12 protein-coding genes and 1 pseudogene are annotated in these 15,113 nt (G+C 67.6%); 10 read left to right on the forward strand and 3 right to left on the reverse strand.

What is annotated here, in order from left to right:
* Position 1 precedes the first annotated feature (1 nt).
* The 9 genes from BM397_RS21515 to BM397_RS21555 all read left to right on the forward strand — a co-directional run bounded on the left by BM397_RS21515 (position 2) and on the right by BM397_RS21555 (position 10,170).
* A complete protein-coding gene (locus BM397_RS21515) occupies positions 2-814 on the forward strand; it encodes an XdhC family protein (protein WP_092428357.1) in 813 nt (270 codons plus the stop codon).
* Between the two features lie 206 nt (positions 815-1,020).
* The gene (locus tag BM397_RS21520) at positions 1,021-1,755 is read left to right on the forward strand and encodes a response regulator transcription factor (protein WP_092428359.1); all 735 of its coding nucleotides are present in this window, start codon (positions 1,021-1,023) and stop codon (positions 1,753-1,755) included.
* On the forward strand, positions 1,752-3,206 hold the full coding sequence (locus BM397_RS21525) for a sensor histidine kinase (RefSeq protein ID WP_092428361.1): 1,455 nt from the start codon (positions 1,752-1,754) through the stop codon (positions 3,204-3,206). Before BM397_RS21520 ends, BM397_RS21525 begins: the two co-directional genes overlap by 4 nt.
* Before the next feature lie 144 nt (positions 3,207-3,350).
* Positions 3,351-3,692, forward strand: coding sequence for a hypothetical protein (locus tag BM397_RS21530; RefSeq protein ID WP_245696165.1), 342 nt, complete (start codon positions 3,351-3,353; stop codon positions 3,690-3,692).
* Positions 3,689-5,890, forward strand: coding sequence for a pyrroloquinoline quinone-dependent dehydrogenase (locus BM397_RS21535; RefSeq protein ID WP_245696166.1), 2,202 nt, complete (start codon positions 3,689-3,691; stop codon positions 5,888-5,890). Before BM397_RS21530 ends, BM397_RS21535 begins: the two co-directional genes overlap by 4 nt.
* 72 nt (positions 5,891-5,962) lie before the next feature.
* Entirely contained in the window at positions 5,963-6,325 is a 363-nt protein-coding gene (locus BM397_RS21540) for a GFA family protein (protein ID WP_092428363.1), read from the forward strand.
* Positions 6,326-6,437: 112 nt separating this feature from the next.
* The gene (locus tag BM397_RS21545) at positions 6,438-7,532 is read left to right on the forward strand and encodes a patatin-like phospholipase family protein (RefSeq protein WP_176806773.1); all 1,095 of its coding nucleotides are present in this window, start codon (positions 6,438-6,440) and stop codon (positions 7,530-7,532) included.
* A gap of 175 nt (positions 7,533-7,707) precedes the next feature.
* The gene (locus BM397_RS21550) at positions 7,708-9,249 is read left to right on the forward strand and encodes a phospholipase D family protein (protein ID WP_092428367.1); all 1,542 of its coding nucleotides are present in this window, start codon (positions 7,708-7,710) and stop codon (positions 9,247-9,249) included.
* Positions 9,250-9,336: 87 nt separating this feature from the next.
* Positions 9,337-10,170 carry a 3-oxoadipate:acetyl-CoA acetyltransferase gene (locus BM397_RS21555; protein WP_092428369.1) on the forward strand — a complete coding sequence of 278 codons (834 nt, stop codon included), beginning with the start codon at positions 9,337-9,339 and terminating at the stop codon, positions 10,168-10,170.
* Between the two features lie 4 nt (positions 10,171-10,174).
* On the opposite strand, the gene BM397_RS21560 is transcribed toward BM397_RS21555, so the two are convergent.
* From BM397_RS21560 to BM397_RS29915, 3 genes and pseudogenes are all read right to left on the reverse strand, one after another.
* On the reverse strand, positions 10,175-11,851 hold the full coding sequence (locus BM397_RS21560) for a BCCT family transporter (protein WP_092428371.1): 1,677 nt from the start codon (positions 11,849-11,851) through the stop codon (positions 10,175-10,177).
* A gap of 174 nt (positions 11,852-12,025) precedes the next feature.
* The gene (locus BM397_RS21565; RefSeq protein ID WP_092428373.1) at positions 12,026-13,489 is read right to left on the reverse strand and encodes an aldehyde dehydrogenase family protein; all 1,464 of its coding nucleotides are present in this window, start codon (positions 13,487-13,489) and stop codon (positions 12,026-12,028) included.
* Between the two features lie 180 nt (positions 13,490-13,669).
* Positions 13,670-13,789: pseudogene (locus BM397_RS29915) on the reverse strand (LysR family transcriptional regulator); the annotation flags it as partial.
* Between the two features lie 101 nt (positions 13,790-13,890).
* On the opposite strand from BM397_RS29915, the gene BM397_RS21570 reads away from it, so the two are divergent.
* On the forward strand, positions 13,891-15,113 hold a 1,223-nt coding region (locus BM397_RS21570), incomplete at its 3' end, for a urate hydroxylase PuuD (RefSeq protein WP_092428375.1).

The following is a 15,113-nucleotide window of genomic DNA, read 5'->3' on the forward strand; positions in this document are numbered from 1 at the left end:
CATGGCCGACTTCGACATCTTCGACATGATCGACCGGCAGCGGCGAACGGGCCGGCCGTTTTGCGTCGCCACCGTGGTGCGCACCGCCGACGTGACCTCGGCCAAGGCCGGGGCCAAGGCGGTGGTGACCGAGACCGGAGAGATCCTCGGCCATCTCGGCGGCGCCTGCGTCCGGCGCGCGGTGCTCACCGCCGGGCAGGAGGCGCTCGGCAGTGGCCAGACCCGGCTGATCCGCGTCAAACCCTCGGAAAAGGTTGTCGCGCTCACCGACGAGGATGGCGCGCAGGTGTTCCGCAGCGGCTGCCCGTCGGGTGGCACCGTGGACCTGCTGATCGAGCCCTACGAGCTGCCGCCGATGCTGGTGATCTTCGGCGACACCCCGATCAGCCACGCCCTCGCTGCCCATGCGGCGCTGGCGGGCTATCGGCTCGCCCTGCCCGAGACGTCGGATGGACCGGAGACCGCCGCCCGCTTTGCCGACACCGACCTTGCGCCTCTTGCGCTTGGCCCGCGCGATTTCGTCGTGGTGGCGAGCCAGGGCACGCAGGACCTCGCCTGCCTGCGTGCCGCGCTCGAAAGCCCGGCGGAACGGGTCGCCATGGTGGCCTCGCGGCGCAAGGCGGACACGCTCTGCGCCAAGCTCGCCGCCGCCGGTCTGCCGCAGGCCCAGATTGCGCGGCTTAAGTCCCCGGCCGGGCTCGACATCCACGCCATCGACCCGCAGGAGATCGCGCTCTCGGCGCTGGCGGAGATCATCCTCTGGCGCAATACCGACCGCGCCCGGAGCGGAAAGCCCCATGAAAACCATGCGTAGCTTGTGGCGCCGCTTTCGCAGCAGGCCCGCACCGCTGAGCGCGGAACAGCGGGAACAGCTGCTGCTCCACGGCCACCCGAGGTGCTGCTGAACGACAACTGACCAGACCTCGCCACCCACGCAACAGGCCTCTGTCCACGGCACGATTGCCAAGACGGGCGCCGCGGGGGATAACGCCCTGCCCGACCCCGCCCGAGGAGAGCAGCGTGAGCATCCCAAGACTGCTCGTCGTCGACGATGACTTCGAGATGCGCAGCATGATGACCCAGTTTCTGCACAAGCAGGGCTTCATCGCCCATGGCGCGCAGAACATGGCAGAGATCACCGCCGCCATGGAGGCCGGGCGCATTGACCTGATCCTGCTCGACGTGATGCTCGGCGACGAGAGCGGACTCGAGATTTGCGCCCGGCTGCGGCGCGAGCAGGAGGTGCCGATCATCATGGTCTCGGCGCTCTCGGCGGACCACCAGCGCATGGCCGGCTACGAGGTCGGGGCGGATGACTACATTGCCAAGCCCTTCAATCCCGAGCTGATGGTGGCGCAGGTCCGTGCCGTCCTCGCCCGCACCCGCCGCACCGCCTCGCTGGCGCACCGCCGCCGCACTCGCAGCTTCCGTTTCGCCGGCTGGCTCTATGATGCCAAGCGCGACGAGGTGACCTCTCCCGAGGGCTTCCAGGTGGCTCTGTCGCGGCGCGAGACCATGCTGCTGCAAGCGCTGCTCGCCAATCCCTTCATCCCGCTGACCCGCGAGGAGATCGCCGCGGCGCTCGACGTCACCGGCGAGGGCGGCACCGAGGATGCGCAGGGCCGGGCCATCGACGTGCTGGTCGGTCGACTGCGCTCGAAGATCGAAAAGACCCCGAAGGACCCGCAGATGCTGCGCACCGAGCGCGGCGTCGGCTACGTCTTCGCGGTGGACGTGACTACCGAGGAGACATGAGCGAAGAGCTGCGCCACGACGGCCCGAGCTTGCGTGTCTCGGGTAGCCTGCTGATCTTTGCGGCGGCGCTGGCCGGTGTGGTGATCACCGCAATGTGGAGCCTGTCGCAAACCCGCTGGACGGCGCATCTCGACCGCGCCGAGCGGGCCGGCATCCTGCTCTACGACACGCTGACCCGCGGTCTCGGCGCGCCCGAGGGCGTGACCCTCACCGAGGTGGACCCCGCCGATGCCGCCCGCGCCGAACGCGGTGCGTTCACTTCGCTCACCGGGCTGCCCAGTCCGGCCTATGTCACCATCGCGCCGATCCTGCCTGACGGCGCCGGTGGCCCCGGTCTGCACCTCGCGGTGATCTCTGACGGGCTCCAGTATCGCGTCGCCGAGCTGCCTTCGCGTCCGGGCCAGCGCCCCGAGGAAACGCTTGGCCAGCTCACCCGGCTGATGGCCCGCTACTGCAGCCATCCGCTGATCGTCGCCCGCCCGGACAATGGCGCGTGGCAGCGTGTCGAGGGCCCGGAGGTCTGGGGCTGCGAGGCCGCCCCCGCCGACCTGCGCCTGCCCGCCATCGCCCTGTCGCTGCTGGCGCTGGCGGTGATCTTCACGCTGGTCACCGGCACCGCCGCCCGCTTCACCGACTTTGCCACCGCCCTCGCTGCGCGCCGCCGCCTCGGTGGACCCGAGAGCTACGAGGCCAAGGGGCCCGCCGAGCTGCGTGCCATCGTCGGCGCGGTGAACACCTATCTCGAGGCCGAGCGCGAGCAGCTGGCCAAGCGCGCGGTGGTCCTGTCGGGGGTCAGCCACGACCTCGGCACGCCGGCCACCCGTCTGCGCCTGCGCTCAGCGCTGATCGAGGACGCGGCCCTGCGCGGCAAGTTCGAGGCCGACATCGACCGGATGACCGCGATCATCGAAAGCGCGCTGACCTACACCCGCGCCGAGCTCAACGTCGAGGAGCCGCGCGAACTCTCGCTCTCGGCGCTGGTCGAGGCGCTGGTGGACGACTACCGCGACATGGGTCAGCCGGTCAGCCTCGCCAGCGTCGAGCCGATGGTGCTGCATGGCGGTCAATCGCTGTTCAGCGCGCGGCGCGGCGCGCAGGTGATCGAGGGCGCGCACCGGGTGCTCGTCACGGCCCGCCCGGTGTCGATCCAGCGGGCGGTCTCGAACCTTGTGGACAACGCACTGAAATACGGCCGCCGCGCCGAGGTCCGGCTGGAGGCCACCGCCGACATGGCGACGATCATGGTCGAGGACGAAAGCGGCATGCGCTCGACCGAGGAGATCGAAGCGCTGATGGCCCCGTTCCGGCGCGGCGCCAATGCCCGCTCCAGCGACGGCATCGGACTGGGGCTGAGCATCGTGTCGACCATCGCCATGATGCACGGCGGCGAGCTGCGCTTCGAAACCGCGCCGCACGGGCTTCGCGCGGTCTTCACCCTGCGCCGGGGCTGATCACCGCCCGGCGCGGAAACACTGCGTCCCTCACTCGCAACACACGAAAATTTGCCTGACCGCTCTCGCGCCCTACTCCTTGAAGGGACGCGGTCGCGCACCTAACGCAGCACGGCCCGCCGTGAAACTGAACGGGTATCTCTCATGTCCTATCGATCCGGCCTGACCCTGATGATGGTCTCGGCGCTGGTCGCGCTTGGCTGCGGCCTCTACGCCTATTTCGCCCCGCTCACCGGCGTCACCGGTGTCTGGGGCCCCCTCGCCGCCGCCTTCGGCGCGCTCTGCCTGCTGATCGGCGCGGCGCTGATGGTGCGCGCCCGCGCGCGCGCTGCACGCGTCGTTCTGATGCTGCTGCTGGCCATCGGCCTGCTGCTCACCGCCCTTGCGACCTTCCTGATGCACCAATGGGTGATGCTGGCGGCGCTGGCCGTCTGCGCGATCGGCTGGATCGCGGCGCTCTCCGGCCCGGAAGGAGAGTACGCATGACCCATCTTCTGCGCAGCACCGCCCTGATCGCCCTTCTTGCCGCGCCCGCCCTCGCGCAACAGGAGGACACCCCCACCCCGCCGGCCCAGCCCGAAAGCGCCGCGCCGCAGACCGAGACCCCGGAAACGCCGCCCCCCGGCGCGACCGCGACCGACGAAGCCGGCGACGCGGAGGTCCCGGCCGACGAAGACCCCGCCCGAGACGCGGTAAGCCCCGAAGCGGAGAGCGCCGACAGCCCCGCCGCGGACGCCCCGGCCGCCGAAGCGCAGGACGACAGTGAGCCCGAACCCGACGCCGAGACGATCACCGTCGAAGTGCCCTCCGCGCGCCCCTCGTCCGATGCCAAGGTACCCACTCCCGGCCCCGGCTGGCCCAGCTTCCACGGTCAGGTCTCGGGCGCGAAATACTCACCGCTCGACCAGATCACCCCCGAGAACGTCGGCGATCTAGAGCTCGCCTGGCGGGTCGAGACCGGCGACGTGTCGGACGGCTCGGGGGACCTGCCCGCGACCGTCTGGTCGGCAACGCCGATCTACGCCAACGACATGCTCTACATTGGCACGCCCTTCTACCGCGTGCTGGCGCTCGATCCGGCCACCGGCGAAGAGGTTTGGTCCTATGATACCCAATCCACGCTCGAGGCGCTGACCCAGCCCGCCCTGAAGAACCGCGGCGTCGCCTACTGGCAGGCCGAGGATCCTGCCGACGGCGCGGCCTGCCAGAAGATCGTCTACCTCGGCACGATGGACGCGCGGCTGTTTGCGATGGATGCCGACACCGGCGCGCTCTGCGAGGACTTCGCGGATGGCGGCGTGCTCGACGTCAACCAGTGGAACACCGTCAACGACCGTTGGCCGCTGTCGCTGCTGCAGCCGCCGACCATCGTCGGGGATCACGTGATCATCGGCTGGGCCGGCAACGACTGGGACTGGGCCGAGGCGCCTCCGGGTTCGGTCTTCTCGGTCAACGCGCGGACCGGCGAACTGGAGTGGACCTTTGACACCATCCCCGAGAGCATCCGCGAGAAGACCGGCACCGCCAATGTCTGGACCGCGATGAGCGCCGACGAAGAGCGCGGCATCGTCTATTTGCCCGTGGCCTCGCCCTCGCCCAACTACTGGGGCGGCAACCGGACCGAGGATATCCCCTATGCCACCTCAACCACCGCGCTCGACGTGGACACCGGCGAGGTGATCTGGTCGCGGCAATGGGTGCACCACGACATCTGGGATTATGACATCAACTCCGCCCCCACCCTGATGGACATCACGGTGAACGGCGAAGAAATCCCGGCGCTGATGCAGGCCACCAAGATGGGCTTTCTCTTCGTGGTGAACCGAGAAACCGGCGAGGACATCTGGCCGATCGAGGAACGCCCCGTCCCCGCGGGGGCAATCGAGGGCGAGCGCTACGCGCCCACGCAGCCCTTCCCGACCACGCCCGCGCCCCTGCTCGACCAGTCGCGCCTGCCGGACGTGTGGGAGATCGCCGATCTCGCCTCCGGCGGCGAGTGCTCGGAGCTGTGGAGCAAGCTGACCTACGACGGCATGTACACGGCGCCGACCACAGAGGGTGAAGGCGCTGGCGCCTACCCGAACTCGGCGGGCGTGGTGCAATGGGGCGGCGTCGGCTTCGATCCCGAGCGGCAGATCGCCGTGGTGAACCTCAGCCACGTGGTGCAGTACATCCAGCTCTACCCGCGCGAGGAATACGACGAGATCAACGGCGAAGCCGGGGTTGGCGAGAGTGGCTTCCATCCGCAGACCGGTGCCCCCTACGGCATGTCGCTGAAGACCGCGATGAACCGCTGGGGCATGCCCTGCTGGGAGCCGCCCTTTGGCGAGCTGATGGCGATCGACATGAGCACCGGCGAGCAGATCTGGCGCAAACCCTTCGGCATGTCGCAGAAATACGGCTTCTACATGCCCGAGGCCTGGGGCTCGCCGACCATTGGCGGCCCGGCGGTCACCGCCGGCGGGCTGATCTTCATCGGCGCGACGATGGACGGCATGGTGCGCGCTTATGACATGCAGAGTGGCGAGGAACTCTGGCGCGACCTGACCGAGGCGCCCTCGGTCTCCAACCCGGCGATCTACGAGCATGACGGCCAAGAATACGTGGCCTTCATCTCGGGCGGCAATTCGATCCTGAAGCCCTCGGTGGGCGACATGATCTCGGTCTACCGCCTGCCGCTCTGATCCAAGCCCCGCCCGGAGCCACATCCGGGCGGGACGAATGCCGCGACGGCGCCCCTACGGACGCGAGCCCCCATGCCCCAGCCCCATGCGATCACCTGCCATTGCGGCCGCTTCCGCGCCGAGGTGCATGCCGAGCCCGGGGATCTTCTCGAGTGCAACTGCTCGACCTGCGCCCGCACCGGCTTCTTGCGCTGGCTCCTGCCCCTCGAGGCGGTGGTGCTGAAGACCGAAAGCATACGCCTGAGCACCTACCTCTGGCGCGATGCCCATGGCGGCTACCATTTCTGCCCCGACTGCGGCGTCGCCGTGCTGCGCACCGGCTGGGGCGACCGGATCGCGGTCAACGCCCGCTGCATCGAGGGGATCGATGTGTTCACCCTGCAGACACGACGATACGACGGGCGCTGCGACATGCCACCCGGCCCTGCCCGCTGAGCCTTCGGCATGGTGCCGCCGACCACCGGATCCGCCCGCTGGATGCGAATCCCCCGCCGCGTTACGCTGCACCGCAGAATTTCTCCCTTCCCCGGAGGCTTTTTGCATTTCCATGACCAATTCAAAAACTGGCAAGACCGACAAGATCGTGCTTGATGTCGCGCTGCAGGGCGGCGGTGCCCATGGCGCCTTCACCTGGGGCGTGCTGGACGCATTGCTCGAAGACGGGCGCCTCGAGATCGGCGCGCTCTCCGGCGCAAGCGCGGGGGCGATGAACGCCATCGTGGTCGCCTCCGGCCTCGCCACCGGCGGCAACGAGGGCGGCCGCGCGGCGCTGCGGCGCTTCTGGACCTCGGTGAACGCCGCCGCGCGGGAGGCCACCCCGGTGTTCCACATGCTGGAGAGTTTTCCCGGCTTCTTCGCCGCCTCCGCGGCCTGGTGGCAAATGGTCAGTGGCGGGCAGGTCACCGTCTCGTCGCGCCCCTGGCAGGGGCGCGCGGCACAGATGGCGCTGCGCGAGCTGATCGCCGAGCAGGTGGATTTCGACGCGCTGAAACGCGAGGACGCGCCCCGCCTCTTCGTCTCGGCGACCAATGCCCGCAACGGTGCGGCCCATATCTTCCGCAATCACGAGATCAGCCCCGACGTGGCAATCGCCTCGGCCTGCTTGCCGATGAGCTTTCCGCCGGTGACCATCGACGGGGTGGATTACTGGGACGGCGGCTATGCCGCGAACCCGCCCATCGCCGCGCTGGTCCGTTTCACGCCGCAGGCCGACCTGCTGCTGGTGACCATCAACCCGGCACAACGTGCCTTCACCCCGCGCTCGCCCGAGGAGATCACCGAGCGGGTCAGCGAAATGGGCTTCAACCAGGCGCTGCTGACCGAGCTGCGCGGCATTGCCATTATTCAGGAAGCCCTGGTCGAACACATGAAGACGCACGAGGGCGAGAGCGGCTCGGACCTGCTGCGCGACCTGCACGACCTGCGCATCCACGAAATCCATGACGAGGAGACCCTGTCGGCGCTCGACGCCCATACCAAGATGTATCCCGCGCTCGAAATGCTGCTCGAGCTGCACGGGTCGGGGCGCGCGGCGGCGCAACGCTGGCTCGCAGAGAACTTCGAGCATCTCGGCAAGCGCGGCACGGCGAAGCTGAAGGAGCGCTATCTTTCGGAGGTGCTGCAAGGCGATCCGCCCGGCTGATCGGCAGAAGTTCTCGACGCGGACGCCGCCTTCACGCTAGGCTTTCACCCAAGCGGCAGCAAAGACCCGCGACGGAAGGGAGGACGGCGGCGCCCCAGACCGACGACGGAGCGGTCGGCGGGAGATGCGCGGCGGGTGATCTCACCGGACGGGTCGGAAGATGTGGGTGTGTCCGATGCGTTTTCTCGAAGTCCTTCTCGTACTCGTGCTTGTCCTCGTGACCTTCGTCTTCGGGATGAAGCTGGCCTTTCCCCTGCCCGACCGGAATTTCGCCGAAGAGCAACTGCACCTGCCGCCTGACACCGAGGGCGCGCTCGGGCAGATCATCGCGCCGATCCTCGCCGCGCATGAAGGGCAGAGCGGCGTGCTGCCGCTGGCCGACGGGCGCGACGCCTTTGCCGCACGGGTGCTGCTGGCGCGGGCCGCGCAGGTCTCGATCGACGCGCAGTATTACATCTGGCAGGACGACACGACCGGGATGATCCTGCTCGACGAGCTGCGGGCCGCCGCCGCGCGCGGCGTGCAGGTGCGGTTGCTGGTGGACGACAACGGCATACCGGGCCTCGATGCGCTGCTGGCAGAGCTCGACGCCATGCCGGGCTCCGATGTGCGGATCTTCAACCCCTTCTCCCTGCGCGACCCCAAGCTGGTCTCCTATCTCTTCGATTTCTCCCGACTGAACCGGCGCATGCACAACAAGTCGATGACCGTGGACGGCATGGCGACGGTGGTCGGCGGGCGCAACATCGGCGACATCTACTTCGAATACGGCGAGGGCACGCATTACTTCGACGTCGACGCGCTGGCGATGGGTCCCATCGTCGGCGAGGTCTCGGCCTCTTTCGACCGCTACTGGAACAGCGCCTCGGCCTATGACGCCGACCTGCTTCTCGACCCGGTGGACACCCCTGCGCTCGCCGAGGTCGGCAAGGCGGCGCGCTCCTCTTCGATGGGCAACGGCTACCAGAAGGTGGTCGCGGAAAGTCACCTGATCTCGAGACTGAAGAGCGGCGCGCTGGACCTCGAATGGGGCAATGCGGAACTGATCGTCGACGACCCCGCCAAGGGTCTCGGCAACGTCGCGGCGGAGAACAAGATCGTCGAACGTCTGTTCGAGCTGATCGCCGAGGTCGACAGCGACCTCGACCTCGTATCCGCCTATTTCATCCCCGGCAATCGCGGCACGGAGGCGCTGACCGCGCTGGCCGGGAACGGCGTCCGCGTCCGGGTACTGACCAATGCGCTGGAGGCCACCGACGTTATGCCGGTGCATGCCGCCTACATGGGCTACCGCAAGCCGCTGCTCGAAGGCGGGGTGACGCTCTACGAGCTGCGGGGCACGCGCGAAGAGCAGGTAAAGCGCTCGCTCCCCGAGGTTCTGGCGGGCTCGGCCTCGGGCCTCCATGCCAAGGTCTTCGGAATTGACGGGAAACGCGCTTTCATCGGCTCGTTCAACCTCGATCCGCGCTCGGCGCAGATCAATACCGAGATGGGGATCCTGATCGACAGCCCGTCGATCGCCGCGAGGCTCTCAGAGCAGCTCGACTCCCCCAGATACGCCTATCACGTCAAGCTCGATGACACCGGCAGCCTTGTCTGGACCAACACGCCGCAGGTCGGGCCGCCGCTGGTCTATCACAGCGAGCCGAACACCGGGCTGCTGATGCGCGCTCTGATCCATGTCATCGGCTGGCTGCCTGTCGAGTGGATGCTCTGAGCGGGCGGTTGCGGCGGGCGTGACCTTGCGACATCTTCGCAGTCAGGCGCTGTCGCGGCGCCGCAACGAACTCACGGAGCCCCCGCCATGACCCAACCCTGCATCATCTGCGTTGCCATCACCGGCTCGCTGCCCACCAAGGCCGACAACCCCGCCGTGCCGATCACCGTGGCCGAGCAGGTCGAGTCGACGCAGGAAGCCTTCGAGGCCGGGGCCACCATCGCCCATTGCCACGTGCGCGACGACGAGGGCAAACCGACCTCGGACCCCGAGCGTTTCGCCGCGCTGAAGGAGGGGATCGAAACGCACTGTCCCGGGATGATCGTGCAGCTCTCGACCGGGGGCCGATCCGGCGCGGGCAAGACCCGCGGCGGCATGCTGCCTTTGAAGCCGGACATGGCCTCACTCTCCGTGGGGTCGAACAACTTTCCCACCCGCGTCTACGAGAACCCGCCGGATCTGGTGGAATGGCTGGCCTCGGAGATGAAGACCTACGGCGTGAAGCCCGAGATCGAGGCCTTTGACCTGTCGCACATCTATCAGGCCAAGGCGATGGCCGAACGCGGCGAGCTGGTCGGCACGCCCTATGTGCAGTTCGTCATGGGGGTGAAGAACTCGATGCCTGCGGTGAAGCGGGTGTTCGACTACTACGTCGAGACGGTGAAGGTGCTCTTCGGCGAGGATGCGCCGTGGTGCGCTGCCGGGATCGGGCGGCACCAGATCGAGCTGAACGAGTGGGCGGCCGCCGCGGGCGGGCACCTGCGCACCGGGCTCGAGGACAACATCCGTCTCGACCGCCACACGCTCGCGCCGTCGAACGCCGCGCTGGTGCAGCGTGCCGCCGAGGTGGCGCAGAAACATGGCCGCTCCATCGCCACCCCGGCCGAGGCCCGCGCGCTGCTGGGGCTGCGCGCGGCCTGATCGCTCATTCCGCCGGGCTGCCCTCCGGGCGCAGCCCGCCGGAGGTGCTTTCCTCGCTGGCCGGACCGTGGCCGAACTCCTCGAGGTCCGGCCGCGTGCCGATGGAGATATGCTCGATGTCCTCGGCGGCGAAACCGCGGATGATCGACGGGATCATCATGCTGACCAGCACGAAGATCGGCAGGCCGACCACGGTGATCACCTGCTGCAGCGCGGTCAGACCCGCCTCGCCCGCCAGCACGATCAGCATCGCGGCCACCACGCCCTCGGCCGCGCCCCAGAACACCCGCTGGTGCACCGGGCCGGGCGTGGCGCTGCCGGTGCAGAGCATGTCCACCACCAGCGAGGCCGAGTCCGACGAGGTGGCGAAGAAGATCGCCACGATCACCACTGCGAACCCCTGGATGAAAGTGGTGAAGGGGAAATGCTCGAAGAAGGCGAACATCGCCAGCGGCACGCTGTCGGCCACCGCGCGGCTGATCTCTCCGGCGCTGTCTCCCATGGCTTCGCGCGCGGCAAGGCCGAGCCCGTCGAAATCCATCGCCTGCCAGCCGAAGATGGCGAACCAGATGAGCGTGAAGAGCGACGGCGCCAGCAGCACGCCGAACACGAACTCGCGCACCGTACGACCCCGCGAGATGCGCGCCACGAAAAGACCGATGAAAGGCGACCAGGTGACGGTCCAGGCCCAGTAGAACACCGTCCAGGACCCTTGCCAGCCCCAGCCGTCGGTGGTCGGGTTCTCGTTCGCCAGCATGTCGTTCCAGAACGCCAGACGCGGCAGGTTCGAGAAGTAGAGGCCGAATGTTTCGACGATGCCGCGCAGCAGGAACAGCGTCGAGCCACAGACCAGCACGAAGATCATCAGCGCCACTGCCATGCCGATGTTGAGGTTCGAGAGCATCTTCACGCCCTTGTCGAGTCCGGCGACGATCGAGCCCACGGCCACGATGGTCAGAACGGTCAGGATCATCACCTTCACGAAGGCCCCGTCGCCGGTGCCGAACAGCGCGTCGAGCCCGGCGGCGATCTGACTCGAGCCCAGACCGAGCGAGACTGCCACGCCAAAGAGCGTTCCGAGGATCGAGGCAATGTCGATGGCCTTGCCGACGGGCCCGTGGATGCCCTCTCCCAGCAATGGGTAGAAGACCGAGCTCACCCGCACCGGCAGGTCATAGCGGTTGATGAAATAGGCAAAGGCGAGACCCGGCAGGGTGAAGATCGTCCAGGTGTGCAGGCCGAGATGATAGATGGCGATGGAGATCGCATCCTTGGCGGCTTCTTCGGTGTAGGGTTCGACCCCCGGCAGCGGCGGCTGCGAGAAATGGCTGATCGGCTCGGCCACGCCCCAGAACATCAGCACCGTGCCGATGCCGCCGGCGAAGAGCATGGTGAACCACGACAGGTTGGAATAGACCGGCCGCTCGCCCTTGCGCCCCAGGCGGATGTGCCCGTGGCGTGACATGGCCGCCCAGATCAGAAAGCCCAGCCAGACGTTCACCCCCAGCACGAAGAACCAACCGAGGTTCGTCACGATCCAGCTTCTCCCGGCGGCGAAGGCGTCGCCGATGGCCTCGGGGAAGATCACGAGGGCCAGCACGAAGAGGATCGTGAAGGCGGCGGAAACGAAGAAGATCGTCGGATCGGTGCGCAGTCCGAGGCGGCGGGCAAGCTGTTCCAAGGGCTCAAACCTATGTGTTTTTCCGTGTAACTCCTTTCGCAACGGATCACACCGGCGATGGTTCCGCCTCAAGTTGCAAACCCGGACATTCGGCCAGCTTGAATGGCCCGTCCATGAAAACGCCGGCCCCTTGGGGACCGGCGCAACACTTGGACCGCGATCTCTCTTTTTGGCTCAGAGGTCGATCAGAACCGACTTGGTGCGGCGGTTGGCGAGGTAGGCCTCGCGACCGAGGTCCTTGCCAAGACCGCTGGCCTTCCAGCCGCCGGTCGGAAGGATGTGGTCGCGGGTGCGCCCGTAGCGGTTGACCCAGACCGTGCCCGCCTCGAGATCGCGGGTCAGGCGCAGCGCCCGGGAAAGGTCGCGGGTGAAGAGGCCCGCCGCCAGCCCGTAGGTCGGATGGCTGGCCAGCTTCATCGCCTGCTCCTCGGTCTCGAAGGTCTGGAAGGTGGCGACCGGGCCGAAGATCTCTTCGCGCACCGCCGGGCTCGTCTCGTCGACACCGCCGATCAGCGTCGGGCGGTAGAAGGCCCCCTCGTGGTCGAAACGCCCGCCGCCGCAGATCAGCTCCGCCCCTTGCTCGGCGGCCGACTGCACGATGCTGTCGATGCGTTGCAGCTGCTTTTCAGAGATGATCGGCGAGAAACCGGCCTCGGCGCTGTGGGTCGCGGAGGGGGTGATCTTGGCAAACCGCTCCGCGAGCTTGGCCGCCAACTCATCTGCCACGCTGGCCTCGACGATCATCCGAGAGCCGGCGACGCAGAACTGCCCGGCATTGGGGATGATCCCGGTGGTCAGCGCGTCGGCAGCCACGTCGAGGTCGGCGTCGGCGAAGACCACCATCGGGCTCTTGCCGCCCAGCTCCAGCGTCATCGGCTTGATGCCGCAGCGCGCGATGTTCTCCATGATCGCGGCCCCGGCGCGGGTCGATCCGGTGAAGGACACCTTGTCGATGCCCGGGTGGCCGGTGATCGCGTTGCCCGTGGTCGGCCCGTCGCCCAGCACGACGTTGACGAGGCCCGCGGGAATACCCGCCTTCACCGACAGTTCCGCCAGGTAAAGCGTGGTGTATGGGGTCATCTCCGAGGGTTTCAGCACGACGGCATTGCCCGCCGAAAGCGCCGGGCCGAGCTTCCAGGCAGCCATGGAGATCGGGAAGTTCCAGGGGGTGATCGCGCCGATCACGCCGTAGGGGTGGTCCGAGATGAAGCCGAAGTGGCTGTCCGACGTGGGCACCAGCGTGCCGGCCTCCTTGTCGGCGAACTCGGCGAAGAAGCGGATCTGCTCGGCGGTGACCATCACGTCGCCGACCAGCGCCGCCGCATAGGGGCGCGAGGAGCAGATCGCCTCGAGCTTGGCCAGCGTTTCGGCCTCCTTCTCGATCAGGTCCGCCCAGGCGTGCAGGGCGCGCAGGCGCGCGCGCGGCTGCATCCCCGCCCAGCCCGAGGTCTCCAGCGCGTTGCGGGCGCTCTGCACGGCGCGATCAACCAGCGCCGCGTCGGCGCAGGGGATGGCGCCGAGCAGCTTGCCGGTGGAGGGAGAGGTCAGCTCCATCGCGTCCTCACCCGAGACGTACTCGCCACCGATGAAATGCTGCTTGGGCAGCGAGAGACTGGCGGGATCGAAAGCGAACGTCATGGGATACCTCGTGCTGGTCTTGCGTGGTTCGTGTCGCCAAGCCCCCCTTCCGCGCGACATGTCCGTCGCCGCAAGGCACCTTCGCGACCGAAATTTCTGCGCAAGTCTTAGCGAGGAGAATTTTCGCTGGCCAGTGCCGGCGTTCACGCCTCGTCGCAGGTCGCCTGCCGCACGCTACGTAAGGCGCGATTTCCGGGCAGTTCGTCCGACACTTCCGCGCACCAGATCGCGCCCCGCGGCGGACATGCTGCCCAACTCGTAGACACGGACGAAGGTGCGGATATTGTCGAGGTAGGACATTCTCTGGGAAATCTTGAAACTGCTTGGTTTACCCCGGAGATAGCAGAATAATCGGTCCCGGCCTAGGGTGCCGCAAAAGACCACATCAGGGAGAGACGGGCATGTATGATCTTGCCATCATCTGGGATTGGCTCGGCTTCGCCGTGCGCTGGCTGCACGTGATCACCGCGATCGCCTGGATCGGCTCGTCCTTCTATTTCATCGCGCTCGACCTCGGACTGCGCAAGGTGCCGCACCTGCCCCCCGGTGCCAGCGGCGAGGAATGGCAGGTCCACGGCGGCGGCTTCTACCACATCCAGAAGTACCTCGTGGCGCCCGAGACCATGCCCGACCACCTGACCTGGTTCAAATGGGAGAGCTACGCGACCTGGCTGTCGGGCGCGGCGCTGCTGATGATCGTCTACTGGGCCGGCGGCGAGCTCTTCCTGCTCGATCCGACCAAGGCCGACATCTCGCTCTTCGTCGGCATCGTGATCTCTGCGCTGTCGCTGACCATCGGCTGGCTGATCTACGACCGGCTGTGCAAGTCCAAGCTCGGCGAGACACCGACGCTGCTGATGCTGCTGCTCTTCGGGATGCTGGTGGTGATGTCCTGGGGCTACAACCAGATCTTCACCGGCCGCGCCGCGCTGCTGCACCTCGGCGCCTTCACCGCCACCATCATGACCGCCAACGTCTTCTTCATCATCATGCCGAACCAGCGCATCGTGGTGGACGACCTGAAGAACGGCCGCACGCCCGATCCCAAGTACGGCAAGATCGCCAAGCTGCGCTCGACGCACAACAACTACCTGACGCTGCCCGTCGTCTTCCTGATGCTGTCGAACCACTACCCGCTGGCCTTTGCCACCGCCAACGCCTGGATCATCCCCTGCCTGGTGTTCCTGATGGGCGTGACGATCCGGCACTTCTTCAACTCGATGCACGCCCGCAAGGGCACGCCCTACTGGACCTGGGCGGTCACCGCGCTGCTGTTCATCGCCATCGCCTGGCTCTCGACCGCGCCGATGATGGACAGCTACGAGGAGGCCGAGGCCCGGCCCCTCACCGCGACCGAGCAGAAGTTCGCGGCGGCGACCGGCTTCGAGGACGCCTATTACGCGGTGATCGGCAATTGCTCGATGTGCCATGCGCGCGAGCCCTCGTGGGACGGGCTGCACCACCCGCCCAAGGGCGTGGTGCTGGAGACCGAATCCGACGTCGCGCGCCACGCGAAGTTGATCTTCCTGCAGGCCGGGGCCAGCCACGCCATGCCGCCGCCCAACGCCATCCAGATGGACGACGCCGCGCGCCGCGAAATCGTGCAATGGTACCGCGCCGCGAC

It is taken from the genome of Alloyangia pacifica, assembly GCF_900116195.1.
Taxonomy (GTDB): Bacteria; Pseudomonadota; Alphaproteobacteria; order Rhodobacterales; family Rhodobacteraceae; genus Salipiger; species Salipiger pacificus.

Excerpts from the sequence above, each read along its gene's own strand:
- BM397_RS21545 (WP_176806773.1), top strand. The coding sequence starts at position 6,438 with ATGACCAATTCAAAAACTGGCAAGACCGACAAGATCGTGCTTGATGTC.
- BM397_RS21555 (WP_092428369.1), top strand. The coding sequence starts at position 9,337 with ATGACCCAACCCTGCATCATCTGCGTTGCCATCACCGGCTCGCTGCCC.
- BM397_RS21525 (WP_092428361.1), top strand. The coding sequence starts at position 1,752 with ATGAGCGAAGAGCTGCGCCACGACGGCCCGAGCTTGCGTGTCTCGGGT.
- BM397_RS21540 (WP_092428363.1), top strand. The coding sequence starts at position 5,963 with ATGCCCCAGCCCCATGCGATCACCTGCCATTGCGGCCGCTTCCGCGCC.
- BM397_RS21565 (WP_092428373.1), bottom strand. The coding sequence starts at position 13,489 with ATGACGTTCGCTTTCGATCCCGCCAGTCTCTCGCTGCCCAAGCAGCAT.
- BM397_RS21515 (WP_092428357.1), top strand. The coding sequence starts at position 2 with ATGGCCGACTTCGACATCTTCGACATGATCGACCGGCAGCGGCGAACG.
- BM397_RS21535 (WP_245696166.1), top strand. The coding sequence starts at position 3,689 with ATGACCCATCTTCTGCGCAGCACCGCCCTGATCGCCCTTCTTGCCGCG.
- BM397_RS21550 (WP_092428367.1), top strand. The coding sequence starts at position 7,708 with ATGCGTTTTCTCGAAGTCCTTCTCGTACTCGTGCTTGTCCTCGTGACC.
- BM397_RS21530 (WP_245696165.1), top strand. The coding sequence starts at position 3,351 with ATGTCCTATCGATCCGGCCTGACCCTGATGATGGTCTCGGCGCTGGTC.